Origin of the sequence: Enterobacter sp. ENT03, assembly GCF_019218745.1 — a bacterium.
GTDB lineage: Bacteria > Pseudomonadota > Gammaproteobacteria > Enterobacterales > Enterobacteriaceae > Enterobacter_D.
In genome coordinates this window covers 29638-45192 of record NZ_JAHUXA010000017.1, presented here as the reverse complement: position 1 = coordinate 45192, position 15555 = coordinate 29638, and the positions used below count along the sequence as shown (strand labels likewise).

At 57.0% G+C, this 15555-nt stretch carries 16 protein-coding genes and 1 pseudogene; 12 read left to right on the top strand and 5 right to left on the bottom strand.

Annotated elements, in window-relative coordinates; translation table 11 throughout:
• Positions 1-28: 28 nt before the first annotated feature.
• The gene (locus tag KW828_RS17770) at positions 29-757 is read right to left on the bottom strand and encodes a topoisomerase II (protein ID WP_218337632.1); all 729 of its coding nucleotides are present in this window, start codon (positions 755-757) and stop codon (positions 29-31) included.
• Positions 758-934: 177 nt separating this feature from the next.
• Complete coding sequence (gene rraB, locus KW828_RS17765; protein ID WP_218337631.1) at positions 935-1360, bottom strand: ribonuclease E inhibitor RraB; 426 nt, start codon at positions 1358-1360, stop codon at positions 935-937.
• Between the two features lie 99 nt (positions 1361-1459).
• Between rraB and KW828_RS22155 the strand changes: the two genes are divergently transcribed.
• Together KW828_RS22155 and argF (KW828_RS17760) are read left to right on the top strand one after the other, a co-directional pair.
• Complete coding sequence (locus KW828_RS22155) at positions 1460-1597, top strand: hypothetical protein (RefSeq protein ID WP_371316136.1); 138 nt, start codon at positions 1460-1462, stop codon at positions 1595-1597.
• The gene (argF, locus tag KW828_RS17760; protein WP_371316137.1) at positions 1558-2529 is read left to right on the top strand and encodes an ornithine carbamoyltransferase; all 972 of its coding nucleotides are present in this window, start codon (positions 1558-1560) and stop codon (positions 2527-2529) included. Before KW828_RS22155 ends, argF (KW828_RS17760) begins: the two co-directional genes overlap by 40 nt.
• 58 nt (positions 2530-2587) lie before the next feature.
• Here the strand turns inward: argF (KW828_RS17760) and KW828_RS17755 are convergent, their stop codons facing one another.
• A complete protein-coding gene (locus KW828_RS17755) occupies positions 2588-2782 on the bottom strand; it encodes a hypothetical protein (protein WP_218337629.1) in 195 nt (64 codons plus the stop codon).
• A gap of 88 nt (positions 2783-2870) precedes the next feature.
• Complete coding sequence (locus tag KW828_RS17750) at positions 2871-3323, bottom strand: YhcH/YjgK/YiaL family protein (RefSeq protein ID WP_218337628.1); 453 nt, start codon at positions 3321-3323, stop codon at positions 2871-2873.
• Between the two features lie 673 nt (positions 3324-3996).
• Here KW828_RS17750 and arcA point away from each other — a divergent pair.
• The 9 genes and pseudogenes from arcA (at position 3997) to ridA (ending at position 11355) form a co-directional block, all read left to right on the top strand.
• Positions 3997-5217 carry an arginine deiminase gene (gene arcA / locus KW828_RS17745; protein ID WP_218337627.1) on the top strand — a complete coding sequence of 407 codons (1221 nt, stop codon included), beginning with the start codon at positions 3997-3999 and terminating at the stop codon, positions 5215-5217.
• Positions 5218-5228: 11 nt separating this feature from the next.
• On the top strand, positions 5229-6140 hold the full coding sequence (locus tag KW828_RS17740) for a carbamate kinase (protein WP_218337626.1): 912 nt from the start codon (positions 5229-5231) through the stop codon (positions 6138-6140).
• A 110-nt stretch (positions 6141-6250) separates the two neighbouring features.
• A complete protein-coding gene (gene argF, locus KW828_RS17735; protein ID WP_218337625.1) occupies positions 6251-7255 on the top strand; it encodes an ornithine carbamoyltransferase in 1005 nt (334 codons plus the stop codon).
• Between the two features lie 50 nt (positions 7256-7305).
• Positions 7306-8709, top strand: a complete 1404-nt coding sequence (locus KW828_RS17730) for a YfcC family protein (protein WP_218337624.1) — start codon at positions 7306-7308, stop codon at positions 8707-8709.
• Between the two features lie 56 nt (positions 8710-8765).
• Positions 8766-9257, top strand: a complete 492-nt coding sequence (locus KW828_RS17725; protein ID WP_218337623.1) for an arginine repressor — start codon at positions 8766-8768, stop codon at positions 9255-9257.
• Between the two features lie 88 nt (positions 9258-9345).
• Positions 9346-9479 (top strand): annotated as a pseudogene (gene pyrL / locus KW828_RS17720) (pyr operon leader peptide); the annotation flags it as partial.
• Between the two features lie 5 nt (positions 9480-9484).
• Positions 9485-10420 (top strand): aspartate carbamoyltransferase, encoded by a 936-nt coding sequence (gene pyrB, locus KW828_RS17715; protein WP_218337622.1) that lies wholly within the window; start codon positions 9485-9487, stop codon positions 10418-10420.
• A gap of 11 nt (positions 10421-10431) precedes the next feature.
• Positions 10432-10893, top strand: coding sequence for an aspartate carbamoyltransferase regulatory subunit (pyrI, locus tag KW828_RS17710; protein ID WP_218337621.1), 462 nt, complete (start codon positions 10432-10434; stop codon positions 10891-10893).
• Positions 10894-10968: 75 nt separating this feature from the next.
• Positions 10969-11355, top strand: coding sequence for a 2-iminobutanoate/2-iminopropanoate deaminase (ridA, locus tag KW828_RS17705; protein ID WP_072570356.1), 387 nt, complete (start codon positions 10969-10971; stop codon positions 11353-11355).
• A gap of 167 nt (positions 11356-11522) precedes the next feature.
• Here the strand turns inward: ridA and mgtA are convergent, their stop codons facing one another.
• Positions 11523-14231 (bottom strand): magnesium-translocating P-type ATPase, encoded by a 2709-nt coding sequence (gene mgtA / locus KW828_RS17700; protein WP_218337620.1) that lies wholly within the window; start codon positions 14229-14231, stop codon positions 11523-11525.
• Between the two features lie 289 nt (positions 14232-14520).
• Here mgtA and treR point away from each other — a divergent pair, with 289 nt between their 5' ends.
• Positions 14521-15468, top strand: a complete 948-nt coding sequence (gene treR / locus KW828_RS17695; RefSeq protein WP_218337619.1) for a trehalose operon repressor TreR — start codon at positions 14521-14523, stop codon at positions 15466-15468.
• Positions 15469-15555 lie beyond the last annotated feature (87 nt).

Genomic DNA, 15555 nt, shown 5'->3' with positions numbered 1-15555 from the left:
CCCTGCGGGAGGGCTTATCGACGTGGCGTTACTGCACCGTCATAAAGCGCACAATACCCGCGGCTTTATCGGCCGGTAAGGCCAGCACGTTGCTCCACAATTCTTCTACCATATCGCAGGTCAGTTTCTCTTTGCCGACACCCTTCTGCGGCTCCGACAGGATGGCTACATCAGCGCCATATTTCTGCATCAGCTTTTCGGCAACCGGCTGGAGATCCTGCTGGGCGCGTTTCTGCTCCTGCGGCGTCGGGGTGTGTTTGCCCGCCCCGTAAGCCGAACGCATCATCTCGGCATCCACCGTGGCGCGGTACGTCAGCATCTCTTTCGGCAGGATACGCATCGGGTTGATGCCGCCTTTTACGGTCGGGAACAGGAAACGATAACAGTCATCATCACTGACTTTCTGGATCGCCGCGGTCTGCTCCATATTCACTTTCATATAGCGCACCACCTGATCGTCAGGCGCGGATTGCAGACGCGAGATCTGGATTTGCAAAATTTCTGGCTGGATGACGTCGATGATTTGTTGTTCCGTTTTTCCCGCTTTCTGCATCGTCAGTGCGCGAGTGCGCAGCGTTGACCAGTACGCCGGCTCCTGCTCTTTCAGCACCATAAAGGAGGGGAATTGCGCCATCGCGGCGTCAAATTGCTGCTCATCGGTAAGTCCGCTATGCGTAGGGCGGGCGCCGATAAAAAAACCGACGACAGTGGCAACAACCACAACGACAAGCGGTATGACGATCCGTGACAGTTTCATCCTGACTCTCTGCAAAGGTTGTTAAACGGTTATTGTGAAAAAAAGGAGGCATATGTTACGCAACATCGGATTTCAGCGCACCTGCCAGAAATGGTGCATTAATGGGAGTTTTTGTGGTTGTTTTTTTGGAGTGAGGGGGAATGGCTGTGCGGCAGCGGGCGCCGCCGCACGTCTTACTTAGTGGCGAACACCGTCGTCGTCTTCATCCACCAGATCTTCATCTTCATCGTCGTCGCCCTCTTCGCCGTTTGGATCCTCGTAGTAGGTTCCCCAGCCGTCGTATTCAACGTCGAATTTTTCTGCCAGCGTCATCAGCTGCTCAACCTGCGCATCAATCAGCTCTGACTTGAGCGCGGATTCGCTCAGGATGTCACAGCAGATCACCACTTCGCCTTCTTCCACTTCCAGCTCTTCCGGCTCGGTCACTTCATAACCCAGTTTGAACGCTTCCACCGCCACTTTTTCCAGCGTTTCAAAATCGTCGGCGGAAAGGTGATGCTCAATGGTGTACAGCGCGTCAGGATCGCTGCCATCTTCCAGCAGTTCTTCAATAATCAAACGCGTTTCTTCGCGTTGCTCTTCCAGTTGCTCCGGGTTTGCCATGGCTCGTTCCTCTTAATGTGCGGCAGATACTCTTATTTTCACACACCACTGACAATGCCTCCACTCCTGACCGAAAAGATTTGTTAAACAGGGTTGCAAATGAATATTTACACATATAAAGTGAATTTTAATTCAATAAGTGGCCTGCGCCATGTGAGGGAAACATGTCTGCATTATTCCGGAAGCACTTTCTTAAACTGCTCGATTTTACACCCGCTGAAATCCACGCCCTGCTGAAACTCGCCGCGCAACTAAAAGACGACAAGAAAAAAGGCAAAGAAGTACAGAAGCTTACTGGCAAAAACATCGCGCTCATCTTCGAAAAAGACTCAACCCGCACACGATGCTCTTTCGAAGTTGCCGCATTTGACCAGGGCGCGCGCGTCACTTATCTCGGTCCTGCCGGTAGTCAGATTGGGCATAAAGAATCAATTAAGGATACCGCCCGCGTGCTGGGACGCATGTACGATGGCATTCAGTACCGTGGTTACGGACAGGAAGTCGTTGAAACGCTGGCAGAATATGCCGGGGTGCCGGTATGGAATGGCCTGACTAATGAGTTTCATCCGACGCAGTTGCTGGCGGATCTGCTCACCATGCAGGAGCATCTGCCGGGTAAAGCATTCAATGAGATGACGCTGGTGTATGCCGGTGATGCGCGTAACAACATGGGCAACTCAATGCTGGAAGCCGCCGCGCTGGTTGGTCTGGATCTGCGTCTTGTCGCCCCTAAAGCCTGCTGGCCGGACGCGAGCCTGGTGGCAGAGTGCACGGCGCTGGCGGTGAAGAACGGCGGTAATATCACGCTGACGGAAGAGGTCGCCGCTGGTGTGAAAGGCGCTGACTTTGTTTATACCGACGTCTGGGTGTCGATGGGCGAAGCCAAAGAGAAGTGGGCGGAGCGCATCGCGTTACTGCGTGGCTATCAGGTGAACCGCCAGATGCTGGCGCTGACCGGCAACCCGCAGGTGAAATTCCTGCACTGCCTGCCCGCGTTTCACGACGATCAAACCACGCTCGGCAAGCAGATGGCCGAAACCTATGGCCTGCACGGCGGCATGGAAGTGACCGACGAGGTGTTTGAATCGACCAACAGCGTGGTGTTTGACCAGGCGGAGAACCGCATGCACACCATTAAAGCGGTGATGGTGGCGACGCTGGCGGAGTGATGTGCTCTCCGGTACCGCCCGGCGGCGCAAGCTTGCCGGGCCTACAACGGTGTCCCCATCACAACGATCCGTAGGCCGGGTAAGGCACAGCCACCCGGCAAAACAGTGAACCATCCGAACCGTAGGCCGGGTAAGGCGCAGCCACCACCCGGCAAAACAGTGCACCATCCGATCCGTAGGCCGGGTAAGGCGCAGCCACCACCCGGCAAAACAGTGCACCATCCGAACCGTAGGCCGGGTAAGGCGCAGCCACCACCCGGCAAAACAGTGCACCATCCGATCCGTAGGCCGGGTAAGGCGCAGCCGCCACCCGGCAAAAAAGAGAAATCCACCCGGCAAAATCACGCCACCAGCAGTTTCACCACCACTTTGCGCACCGGCGCGGCCTCACCCACGGCGCACAACGGTTTGTGCACTTCGCCCGGATAAAACACCACAAAATCCCCTTCGCTCAGCACCACCGTTTTTTCCTGCTCGCCTGCCGGTAAAAACGCGATGTCTTTGTCTGCCAGCCAGTCGGTGTCCGGCGTGCCGTGCGCCAGGGTGCTGAACGTCATCCCCTCCTGCCCTTTCAGCACGATCTGAATATCCAGATAACGCGCGTGATACTCGGCACGGCGCTCGGCAAACGGCTGCGTCATATCCTCAGACACCAGGTAAAACAGGCGCGAGCCATCAATGTCATGCTTCCCGATCGAGGTCGCGTCCGTGACGTGTTGTTTAACGTAGTCGATAGCCTGCGCCAGTTCTTCCGGCAGCCAGGACTGAAGATTGTGGATATTGCCAACGATCATGATGAACCTCTCACATAAAACAATGTTTCAATTTTTATGTGTTATACGAAAAATTCTTTTACTGCACCACCTCTAAATGGAAAAGATTTGCGATGACGCATGTTTATCCGACATCCTGTTATCAGCCTGTTAACGCCCCGCCTCAGAGTATGCAAATAAACTGCATAACCTGTTGCACCGCCATTGGGCATCTTCCCGTAATCCACTGAATACTATGAAATTATCAAAAAAACCATTACCCGCTCACACTTTAGCGTACGGCATATTCAGGCAGATTATTTCATAGTTATTTATTAATTTTACTTAACGCCAGGATAATTTATTAGCAGACGTGCATAACCATGCGATAAAATTATTTTTATGCATATTTTTCAATAAGATAAATAAAACCATCATAATTAAAAACCCTACATAATATTAACATCTTAAAATAATGAATCCAATTAATGCGTAGCAATGCACCCCTTAAATAAAAGCAATTAAGTATTCTCTGATGCTCGTCATGCAATAAGAATTAAACCTTCGTACTGCCGGTTTCACGTGAGCACTATCACATTATTAATAGCGACAGCGATTAGTATGACTCCCGAATTCAACTGAACACGAAGGGTTATGAGAATAGTCTTTTCATAACGCTGGCCCCTTTATTTCTAAAAAAGTGCAAGGAATAAATATGGAAAAGCATTATGTCGGTTCTGAAATTGGCCAATTGCGTAGCGTGATGTTACATCGCCCCAATCTTAGCCTGAAAAGACTGACGCCATCGAACTGCCAGGAGTTGTTATTTGACGACGTGTTATCGGTTGAGCGTGCGGGTGAAGAGCACGATATTTTTGCCAGTACGCTGCGCGATCAGGGCGTGGACGTTTTACTGCTTACCGACCTGCTCACCCAGACGCTGGACGTGCCGGATGCCAAGGGCTGGCTGCTGCAAACCCAGGTGTCGGATTACCGCCTCGGACCGGCCTTTGCCGCCGATGTGCGCGGCTGGCTGGCGGATATGCCGCATCGCGAACTGGCGCGTCGTTTAAGCGGCGGTTTGACCTACGGAGAAATTCCGGCGTTTATCAAAAATATGGTAGTGGATACCCATTCGGCGAATGATTTTATTATGAAGCCGCTGCCTAACCATTTATTTACCCGCGATACCTCCTGCTGGATCTATAACGGCGTCTCTATAAACCCGATGGCCAAACCGGCGCGTCAGCGTGAAACCAATAATCTGCGTGCGATATATCGCTGGCATCCCAAATTTGCCGACGGCGATTTTATTAAATATTTCGGCGATGAAAACATTAATTATGACCACGCCACTATCGAAGGCGGCGACGTATTAGTGATTGGTCGCGGCGCGGTATTAATCGGCTTGTCAGAACGCACTACGCCGCAGGGGGTGGAATTCCTCGCCAGCGCCCTGTTTAAACATCGCCAGGCCGAGCGGGTGATCGCCGTCGAGCTGCCGAAGCACCGTTCCTGTATGCACCTTGATACCGTCATGACCCATATCGACGTCGATACCTTCTCCGTCTACCCGGAAGTGGTGCGCAAAGATGCCCAGTGCTGGACGCTGACGCCGGACGGGCGCGGCGGTATCAGCCGCTTGCAGGAGCCAGGCCTGTTAACGGCGCTGGAAAAAGCCCTCGGCGTGTCGCAGATCCGCCTGATCACCACCGGCGGTGACGCCTTTGAAGCGGAACGCGAGCAGTGGAACGACGCCAATAACGTGCTGACCCTGCGCCCCGGCGTGGTGGTGGGCTACGAGCGCAACATCTGGACCAACGAAAAATACGACAAGGCAGGCATCACCGTGCTGCCGATCCCCGGCGACGAACTGGGCCGCGGTCGCGGCGGCGCGCGCTGCATGAGTTGTCCGCTTGAACGCGACGGCATTTAAGGAGACGCCCCATGGAACTGAAACCGACTCTCGTCGTCGCCCTTGGCGGCAATGCGCTGTTAAAACGTGGCGAACCGCTGGAAGCCGATATTCAGCGCAAAAATATTCTGCTCGCGGCGAAAACCATCGCCCGACTGACCCACGACTGGCGGGTGGTGCTGGTGCACGGCAACGGGCCGCAGGTTGGCCTGCTGGCGCTGCAAAACAGCGCTTACGACAAGGTTACGCCCTACCCGCTGGATGTGCTCGGCGCGGAAAGCCAGGGAATGATCGGCTACATGCTGCAACAGGCGCTGAAGAACCAGCTGCCGCAGCGCGAGATCAGCGTGCTGCTCACTCAGGTCGAAGTGGACGCCGCCGATCCGGCCTTCCATCACCCGACCAAATACATCGGCCCGGTGTATGACGAAGCCCAGGCCGCCGCGCTCACCGCCGAAAAAGGCTGGATGTTTAAAGCCGATGGCAACTATTTCCGCCGTGTGGTGCCTTCGCCCCAGCCGCAGCGCATCGTTGAGCGCGATGCCATTAATGCGCTGATCGGCCGTGACCATCTGGTGATCTGCAACGGTGGCGGCGGCGTGCCGGTGGTGGAAAAAGCCGACGGCTACCACGGCATCGAGGCGGTGATCGACAAAGACCTCTCCGCTGCCCTGCTGGCGCGGCAAATCGAAGCCGACGCGCTGCTGATCCTTACCGACGCCGATGCGGTGTATGTCGGATGGGGCACGCCTGAGCAGCGTCCGCTCGCGCAGGTTACGCCAGCGCAGCTCGCCGGGATGACCTTTCATGCCGGATCGATGGGACCGAAAGTGGCCGCCTGTCGCCGTTTTGTTGACGAGTGCCACGGCATCGCCGGGATCGGCGCGCTGGCGGACGGCCCGGCGATCCTCGCCGGCGAGAAAGGTACGTTGATCCGGCATTAAGCCTCCATACCCTTTTGCCGGATGGCGGCTTCGCCTTATCCGGCCTACGGCCTGTAGGCCTGATAAGCGCAGCGCCATCAGGCGCTAATTAACACCAAAAGGAATTAGCTATGTCCCACTCCCTGAAAAACCGCAATTTCCTCAAGCTGCTGGACTACACCCCGGCGGAGATCCAGGCGCTCATCGATCTGGCCATCGAACTGAAAGCCGCCAAAAAAGCGGGTCGTGAAAAGCCCACTCTGACCGGGAAAAACATCGCGCTGATCTTCGAAAAAACCTCCACCCGCACCCGCTGCGCCTTTGAAGTGGCGGCGTTCGATCAGGGGGCGCAGGTGACGTACCTCGGCCCGACCGGCTCGCAGATCGGTCATAAAGAGTCGATGAAGGACACCGCCCGCGTGCTGGGGCGCATGTACGACGGCATTGAATACCGCGGCTACGGCCAGGCGATTGTCGAGGAGCTGGGCGAGTTTGCGGGCGTGCCGGTGTGGAACGGCCTGACCAACGAATTTCACCCCACGCAGATCCTCGCCGACCTGATGACCATGCTGGAACATGCGCCCGGCAAAACCCTGCCAGAACTGAGCTTCGCCTATCTGGGGGATGCGCGTAACAACATGGGCAACGACCTGATGGTAGGCGCCGCGAAAATGGGCATGGACATCCGTCTGGTAGCACCACGCGCCTTCTGGCCGGAAGAGGCGCTGGTGGCGCAGTGCCGTGCCATTGCCCGTGAAACCGGGGCGCGCATCATGTTGACGGAAGACGTCGAAGAAGGCGTGAACGGCGTTGATTTTCTCTACACCGACGTGTGGGTGTCGATGGGCGAGCCGAAAGAAGCCTGGGCCGAGCGCGTCAGCCTGATGACGCCCTATCAGGTTAACCGTGCCGTCGTGACAGCCACCGGCAATCCGAACGTCAAATTTATGCACTGCCTGCCCGCGTTCCATAACGAGCACACCACCATGGGCCGGGAAATCGAAATGGCGTACGGGCTGAAGGGGCTGGAAGTCACCGAAGAGGTGTTTGAATCGGCGAACTCCATCGTTTTCGACGAAGCAGAAAACAGAATGCACACCATTAAAGCGGTCATGGTGGCGACACTCGGCGAGTAATTATCCGGGCGCGCCGGTGAGCTGGCGCGCCCGCACAGGGAGATCACCCCATGGGCAAGTTCAAATTTCCTTCCGCTTACACCATTTTATTTATCCTGATCGCGCTGGTCGCCGCGCTGAGCTGGATCGTCCCCGCCGGTCAGTATCAGATGATGATGAATGAGACGCTCGGCAAAGAAGTGCCGGTGGCCGGTACTTACGCGCAGGTCGCCGCCCACCCGCAGGGGCTGGTTGCCGTGCTGATGGCTCCCATCGGCGGGCTGTACGATCCCGTCACCGGGCAGGCGGGCGCGATTGACGTGGCGCTCTTTATTCTGATCATCGGCGGCTTTCTGGGGATCGTCACAAAAACCGGGGCGATCGATGCCGGGATCGCCCGCGTCACCCTGAAACTACACGGCCATGAAGAGTGGATGATCCCGATCCTGATGGGGCTGTTCGCCGCTGGCGGCACCATTTACGGTATGGCGGAAGAGTCGCTGCCGTTTTACACCCTGCTGGTGCCGGTGATGCTGGCGGCGCGTTTCGATCCGGTGGTGGCTGCCTCGACCATTCTGCTGGGCGCGGGGATCGGCACGCTTGGATCCACCATCAATCCTTTTGCCACGGTGATCGCCGCCAACGCCGCCGGGATCCCCTTTACCAACGGCATCTTACTGCGCGTGCTGTTGCTGGCGGTGGGCTGGCTGATCTGCGTGGCATGGGTGATGCGCTATGCGCGTAAAGTACGCCAGGATCCGTCCTGCTCGATCGTGGCTGATAAGCGTGAAGAAAACCGCGCGCATTTTCTCGGTGATAAGCCGCAGGAACTGCTGGAATTCACCCCGGTACGCAAACTTATCCTGGTGATCTTCGCGCTGGCCTTCGCGGTGATGATCTACGGCGTGGCGGTGCTCGGCTGGTGGATGGCGGAGATCTCGGCGGTGTTTCTGGCGGCGGCGATCGTCGTCGGGCTGATCGCCCGCATGAGCGAGGAAGAACTGACCTCCACCTTTATCAACGGCGCGCGGGATCTGCTCGGCGTGGCGCTGATCATCGGCATCGCGCGTGGCATCGTGGTGATCATGGATAAAGGCATGATCACCCATACTATTCTGCACAGCGCCGAAGGGCTGGTCAGCGGGCTGTCCACCGTCGCCTTTATCAATGTGATGTACTGGCTGGAAGTGGTGCTCTCTTTCCTGGTGCCGTCCTCGTCAGGTCTGGCGGTACTGACCATGCCGATCATGGCGCCACTGGCGGATTTTGCGAACGTCAATCGCGATCTGGTGGTCACGGCTTACCAGTCCGCCTCCGGCATTGTGAATTTGATCACACCAACTTCTGCCGTTGTGATGGGCGGCCTGGCCATTGCGCGCGTACCTTATGTGCGTTACCTGAAATGGGTTGCGCCGTTGCTGTTAATCCTTACGGTAGTGATCACCGTTGTACTGAGTCTCGGCGCCCTGCTCTAGTTTTCGCCGGATGGCGCGCGCCACCGGGCATTTTGGCAACTAACTGGAATAAAACGATGAAGGAATACGCAGAATGCACCGCCAGAGAGCAACTTCAGCTCGCTGTCTGCCAGCGTCTTATTGTGGAGAAAAGCTATTTATCGCAGGAGGCGATCCGCCGCGATTTACAGCTGCACGGTTTTGACAGCATCAGCCAGTCCACCGTTTCGCGGCTGTTAAAGCTGCTGGGCGTGATAAAAATTCGCAATGCGAAGGGGCAAAAGATTTATTCCGTGAATCCACAGTTGCGCCCGGCACCTGATGCGGCGCGCTCCGTGTCGGAAATGGTGGTCAGCGTCGAGCACAACAGTGAGTTTATCCTTATCCATACCGCCGCCGGATATGGCCGCGCCGTCGCCAGAATACTGGATTATCAGGCGATCCCGGACATCCTCGGCGTGGTGGCGAGCAGCAGTATTGTCTGGGTCGCGCCGCGGGATGTGTCACGCACGGCGCTGGTGCACAAACGTGTTAATTATTTATTAAGAATGCATTTGTATGCAAAATAACCGTTTGCTTTATACAAATCGTGCATTGAATCACTTGATCCGCCAATGCAGCTGAGTATAATGCCGGGCAATTTGCCGGGAGGAAAGCATGGTCAACAGCGTACGACATCACGTCTTACCGCGTCTGAAAACAGACGCAGGCCTGCCGTTTTTCTTCCCGTTGCTCACGCTATTCACAGCCCCTCTGTTTGAGGGGCTTTTTTTTGCCCAGGCGTCAGGAGAGAACCATGGCTAATCCGCTCTATCAAAAACATATCATTTCCATAAATGATCTCAGTCGCGAAGAACTGGAACAGGTGCTGGCAACCGCCGCCCGTCTGAAGGCCACGCCGCAACCGGAGCTGCTAAAGCACAAAGTGATCGCCAGCTGCTTTTTTGAAGCCTCCACGCGCACCCGTCTCTCCTTTGAAACCGCCATGCACCGCTTAGGGGCCAGCGTGGTCGGCTTCTCTGACAGCAGCAATACTTCCCTGGGCAAAAAAGGCGAAACGCTGGCAGACACCATTTCGGTGATCAGCACCTATGTTGATGCGATTGTTATGCGCCACCCGCAGGAGGGCGCGGCGCGGCTGGCGACAGAGTTTTCCGGCGGCATTCCGGTGCTAAACGCCGGGGATGGATCTAACCAGCATCCGACGCAAACCCTGCTGGATCTGTTTACCATTCAGGAAACCCAGGGGCGTCTGGAAAACCTGAATATCGCGATGGTCGGCGATCTGAAATATGGCCGCACGGTGCATTCGCTGGCGCAGGCGCTGGCAAAATTCAATGGCAACCGCTTCTTGTTTATCGCCCCCGCTGCGCTGGCGATGCCGCAGTACATTCTCGATATGCTCGATGAAAAGGGCATTGCGTGGAGCGTGCACGACAGCATCGACGCGGTGATGTCGGAAGTGGATATTCTCTATATGACCCGCGTGCAGAAAGAGCGTCTGGATCCGTCGGAATACGCCAACGTCAAGGCGCAGTTTGTACTGCGCGCCAGCGACTTAACCGATGCGCGCAGCAATATGAAAGTGCTGCACCCGCTGCCGCGCGTGGATGAGATCCATACCGATGTCGATAAAACCCCGCACGCCTGGTATTTCCAGCAGGCCGGTAACGGCATCTTCGCCCGCCAGGCGCTGCTGGCACTGGTTCTTAATCGCGATTTGGTTCTGTAAGGAGCACTGAGATGACACACGATAATAAACTCCAGGTCGAAGCTATCAAACGCGGCACCGTGATTGACCATATCCCGGCGCAGATGGGCTTTAAACTGCTGACGCTGTTCAAGCTGACCGAAACCGACCAGCGCATCACCATCGGCCTGAATTTGCCGTCAGGCGAGATGGGTCGCAAAGATCTGATCAAAATCGAGAACACCTTCCTGACCGATGAGCAAGTGGATCAGCTGTCTTTATATGCGCCGGACGCCACGGTAAACCGTATTGATGAGTACGACGTGGTAGGGAAATCGCGCCCGAAACTGCCGGAGCGTATCGACGCCGTGCTGGTGTGTCCGAACAGCAACTGCATCAGTCATGCTGAACCGGTTTTCTCCAGTTTTGCAGTGAAAAAACGCGCCGGCGACATCGCACTCAAATGCAAATACTGCGAAAAAGAGTTTTCGCATTATGTGGTGCTGGCCAGCTAATTGAGGTTGGTAATGGGTACTGCGCTGCCTATAATGGCGCGGAACCCTTATTTTCGCTGTTATTCAGGAGAAATCATGACTAAAACCATCGCGACGGAAAATGCACCAGCAGCTATTGGTCCTTATGTTCAGGGTGTTGATCTGGGCAGTATGATCATCACTTCCGGGCAGATCCCGGTGGATCCGAAAACCGGCACCGTACCGGACGACGTTTCTGCGCAGGCGCGTCAGTCGCTGGAAAACGTGAAAGCTATCGTTGAAGCAGCGGGCCTGAAAGTAGGCGACATCGTGAAAACCACGGTGTTCGTGAAAGATCTCAACGACTTCGCGACCGTTAACGCTACCTACGAAGCGTTCTTTACCGAGCACAATGCGACGTTCCCGGCACGCTCCTGCGTGGAAGTGGCGCGTCTGCCGAAAGATGTGAAGATTGAAATCGAAGCGATTGCGGTACGCCGTTAATTTTGCGTGATGGTTTGCCGGGTGGCGGCCCTGGCCTTACCCGGCCTACCGATTAGACGTGGAATCGTAGGCCCGGCAAGCGCAGCGCCGCCGGGCAAACCATCAAGTGATACGTCCGGAACGCAGGCCGGGTAAGCGTAGCGCCACCCGGCACAATCCCCCCCCTCTTACTGCCATCCATACCGGCGGCTATAAAATCCTTTCACCAGCTGCGTAAACGCCATATACCCCAGCAAAATCCCTGCCAGCCACGGGAAGTACGCCAGCGGCAGCGCCTGGAGTTGCAGATAGCTTGCCAGCGGCGAGAACGGCAGCCCGATGCCCAACACCATCACTACCGCCGTCATCACCAGCAACGGCCAGGCGGCGCGACTCTGGAAGAACGGCACGCGACGGGTGCGGATCATATGCACAATCAGCGTCTGGGACAGCAGCCCCACCACAAACCAGCCGGACTGGAACAGCGTCTGCGCTTCCGGCACGTTGGCGTGGAATACCCACCACATCACACAGAACGTCAGGATGTCGAAGATTGAACTGATCGGCCCAAAGAACAGCATAAAACGCCCCAGATCGGCGGGGTTCCAGCGCTGTGGCTTCTGGATCTGCTCCTCATCGACGTTATCAAAGGGGATCGCCACCTGTGACACATCGTACAGCAGGTTCTGGATCAGCAAGTGCAGCGGCAGCATCGGTAAGAACGGCAGGAACGCGCTCGCCACCAGCACGCTGAACACGTTACCGAAGTTAGAACTGGCGGTCATTTTGATGTACTTGAGCATATTGGCAAAAGTACGACGCCCTTCGATCACCCCGGCTTCCAGCACCATCAGGCTCTTTTCCAGCAGAATAATATCGGCGGCTTCCCGCGCAATATCTACCGCACCGTCCACAGAAATACCGATGTCCGCCGCCCGTAGCGCGGGCGCATCGTTAATACCGTCGCCCATAAAACCCACTACATGCCCTTCGCGTTTTAACAGCGTGACGATGCGCTCTTTGTGCATCGGCGTCAGGCGGGCGAACAGCGTGGTGCGTTGCGCCAGCGCGGCCAGCGCGTCATCGCTTAAACCTTCAATAGCGCTGCCGGTCACCACGTCGCCCGCGTCCAGCCCGACGTCGTGGCACACTTTCGCCGCCACCAGCTCGCTGTCGCCGGTGAGAATTTTCACCGTAACGCCGCTGGCGTGCAGCGCTTTCAGCGCCGGGGCGGTGCTCTCCTTCGGCGGATCGAGAAACGCGATATAGCCTTCGAGGATCAGGTCTGACTCATCGGCACGCTGATAATCCCCCTGTCGCGCCGCAAGGTATTTGCTTGCCACCGCCACCACGCGCAGGCCCTGACGATTGAGGGTCTGAGTGACACGCTCGATGCGGCGCAGCATAGCCTGATCAAGCACCGTCACCTCGCCGTTGTGCCGTACGTGGCTACAGACGCTGAGCATCTCCTGCAACGCCCCTTTGCAAATCAGCAGCGGCGCATCCGGCGTTTCCGCTACCACCACTGACATGCGGCGGCGCTCGAAATCAAAGGGGATCTCGTCGATTTTTTGCCAGCGGGCCGACAGTTCCCGGGCGCGGTCTTCATCGACGCCTTCCAGCACCGCCACGTCCAGCAGGTTTTTCAGCCCGGTCTGGTAGTGGCTGTTCAGCCATGCGGTATGAAGTACGTGCTCACTAACCTTTCCGGCGATGTCGGTGTGGTTCTCCAGCACGATCTTGTCCTGCGTCAGGGTGCCGGTTTTATCGGTGCAGAGGATGTCCATCGCTCCGAAGTTCTGGATAGCGTCCAGATGTTTCACGATCACTTTCTGTTTAGAGAGTTTTACCGCGCCGCGCGCCAGCGTCGAGGTGACGATCATCGGCAGCATTTCCGGGGTCAGGCCCACCGCCACCGACAGCGCAAACAGCGCCGCTTCCCACCAGTCGCCTTTGGTGTAGCCGTTAATCAACAGTACCAGCGGGGCCATGATGAGCATAAAACGGATCAGCAGCATACTGACGCGGCTGATGCCTTTCTGGAACGCATTCGGCTCGGTTGATTGTTCACTGACGCGCCCGGCCAGCTGACCAAACCAGGTGTTGCCGCCGGTGGCGATGACCATCGCCTGCGCCGTGCCGCTCACCACGTTCGTGCCCATAAAGCACAGGGTGTCGCACTCGAGCGCATTGGTTTGCGCAGCATGACGGGTGGTGGCGACCTTTTCCACCGGCAGCGATTCACCGGTCAGCGACGCCTGCGCCACGAACAGATCCCGCGCCTGTAATACGCGTAAATCGGCAGGGATCATATCGCCCGCCGCCAGCCGGACAATATCTCCCGGCACCAGCTCATCAAGGGGCAGTTCGCACCAGGCGCTTTCACCTTTATCGTTGATCACCCGCAGCACGGTGGCGGTGTTGCTGACCATCGCTTTCAGCGCGTCGGCGGCGCGGGTCGATCGCGCTTCCTGGACGAAATTGAGCAGCGTGGCGATGGCCACCATCAGGCCGATGACGCCTGCGGCAAACAGATCTTCCGTCGCATAGGAGATCACGCCGAGCAGCGTCAGCAATAAATTGAACGGGTTGCGATAGCATAACCACAGATGCACCCACCACGGCGACGGCGCCTGCGCCGGAATGCGGTTGTCACCGTGCTTCTCGCGGATGGTGCTCACTTCCTGCGGGTTTAACCCCTCAGGATGGCTGCCGAAGCTGTGCCACAGTTGCGATTCGTCCATCGCCGCGACGCGCAGGCAGTGCGCGCTGAGCGAGGCTGGGATCGGCGTAACCCCTGCGGTGGTGGCATCCGGCAGTGGGCTGCGGTCAACCAGACGGCGTGGTAAATGGCGGCTGAGCGCAAAGACGCGCTGCCGGATAAAATTTTTCAGCATAGAAAGTCCCTCTGCACCCGCAGGCGCAAATATGATTTTGCAGGGACGTGAAACGTCGCTGCCTTACGTGTCCGGCAAGGCAGCGAGAACTGGCTTACCGGGACGTGGAAAAACTCCCGTCGGGGAGAGGGGTGGGATCAGGATCCATGTTGCCTCCGGTAAAAGTGATAAGGTTGAGTCGCGGCGCATGATAACGTCCCGCAACTAAACCGAACGTAAACCAGTCTTTGCGCATTGTGATTTGCTTCAGTAGCATTAGGCTGATACCGACTCTGACAGGAAAGGACGCATGCAAAACCGACTGACAATCAAAGACATCGCCCGCTTAAGCGGCGTGGGTAAATCCACCGTCTCGCGCGTGCTCAATAATGAGAGCGGCGTTAGCGTCCAGACGCGCGAGCGCGTGGAAGCCGTTATGCAACAGCATGGCTTCTCCCCGTCCCGCTCGGCGCGGGCGATGCGCGGGCAGAGCGATAAAATCGTAGCGATCATCGTCACGCGCCTGGATTCGCTGTCGGAGAACCTCGCGGTGCAGACCATGCTGCCGGCGTTTTACGCCGAGGGTTACGATCCGATCATGATGGAAAGTCAGTTTTCCCCGGCGCTGGTGGAAGAACATCTTGGCATGTTGAGCCGCCGCAATATCGACGGCGTGGTGCTGTTTGGTTTTACCGGCCTGACGGAAACGCTGCTTGCGCCCTGGCAGTCTTCGCTGGTGCTGATGGCGCGGGATGCCAGCGGTTTTGCCTCCGTCTGTTATGACGATGAACGGGCGATCCAGATGCTGCTGGAAAAGCTCTACGCGCAGGGGCACCGGCATATCAGCTATCTCGGCGTACCCACCAGCGACACCACCACCGGCCAGCGCCGCCACGACGCCTATCTGCGCTTTTGCGAACAACATCAGATGCAGCCGGTCGCCGTGCTGCCCGGCCTTGCCATGAAACAGGGCTACGAACAGGTCGCCCGCGTCCTCACTCCCGATACCACCGCACTGGTCTGCGCCACGGATACCCTGGCGCTTGGGGCGAGTAAGTACTTACAAGAGCAGAACATTACTGCCCTGCAGCTCGCCAGCGTCGGCAATACGCCGCTCATGAAATTCCTGCATCCAGAGATCGTCACCGTCGATCCGGGCTACGGTGAAGCAGGCCGCATGGCCGCCACGCAGCTTATCGATCAGATCACCGGCCGCGCCGAACCCCGCACCATTATCGTCCCCGCCCGCCTCGGTTAATCTGGGCTAGTATGATTTAGTGTGATCCTTAACCGGTTTCGGGAACGTTCCCTTTCCGCTTTTGCCGATCCACAGATACTCTTTCCG

Excerpts from the sequence above, each read along its gene's own strand:
- KW828_RS17770 (WP_218337632.1), bottom strand. The coding sequence starts at position 757 with ATGAAACTGTCACGGATCGTCATACCGCTTGTCGTTGTGGTTGTTGCC.
- rraB (WP_218337631.1), bottom strand. The coding sequence starts at position 1,360 with ATGGCAAACCCGGAGCAACTGGAAGAGCAACGCGAAGAAACGCGTTTG.
- KW828_RS22155 (WP_371316136.1), top strand. The coding sequence starts at position 1,460 with ATGAATATTTACACATATAAAGTGAATTTTAATTCAATAAGTGGCCTG.
- KW828_RS17750 (WP_218337628.1), bottom strand. The coding sequence starts at position 3,323 with ATGATCGTTGGCAATATCCACAATCTTCAGTCCTGGCTGCCGGAAGAA.
- arcA (WP_218337627.1), top strand. The coding sequence starts at position 3,997 with ATGGAAAAGCATTATGTCGGTTCTGAAATTGGCCAATTGCGTAGCGTG.
- KW828_RS17740 (WP_218337626.1), top strand. The coding sequence starts at position 5,229 with ATGGAACTGAAACCGACTCTCGTCGTCGCCCTTGGCGGCAATGCGCTG.
- argF (WP_218337625.1), top strand. The coding sequence starts at position 6,251 with ATGTCCCACTCCCTGAAAAACCGCAATTTCCTCAAGCTGCTGGACTAC.
- KW828_RS17730 (WP_218337624.1), top strand. The coding sequence starts at position 7,306 with ATGGGCAAGTTCAAATTTCCTTCCGCTTACACCATTTTATTTATCCTG.
- KW828_RS17725 (WP_218337623.1), top strand. The coding sequence starts at position 8,766 with ATGAAGGAATACGCAGAATGCACCGCCAGAGAGCAACTTCAGCTCGCT.
- pyrB (WP_218337622.1), top strand. The coding sequence starts at position 9,485 with ATGGCTAATCCGCTCTATCAAAAACATATCATTTCCATAAATGATCTC.
- pyrI (WP_218337621.1), top strand. The coding sequence starts at position 10,432 with ATGACACACGATAATAAACTCCAGGTCGAAGCTATCAAACGCGGCACC.
- ridA (WP_072570356.1), top strand. The coding sequence starts at position 10,969 with ATGACTAAAACCATCGCGACGGAAAATGCACCAGCAGCTATTGGTCCT.
- mgtA (WP_218337620.1), bottom strand. The coding sequence starts at position 14,231 with ATGCTGAAAAATTTTATCCGGCAGCGCGTCTTTGCGCTCAGCCGCCAT.
- treR (WP_218337619.1), top strand. The coding sequence starts at position 14,521 with ATGCAAAACCGACTGACAATCAAAGACATCGCCCGCTTAAGCGGCGTG.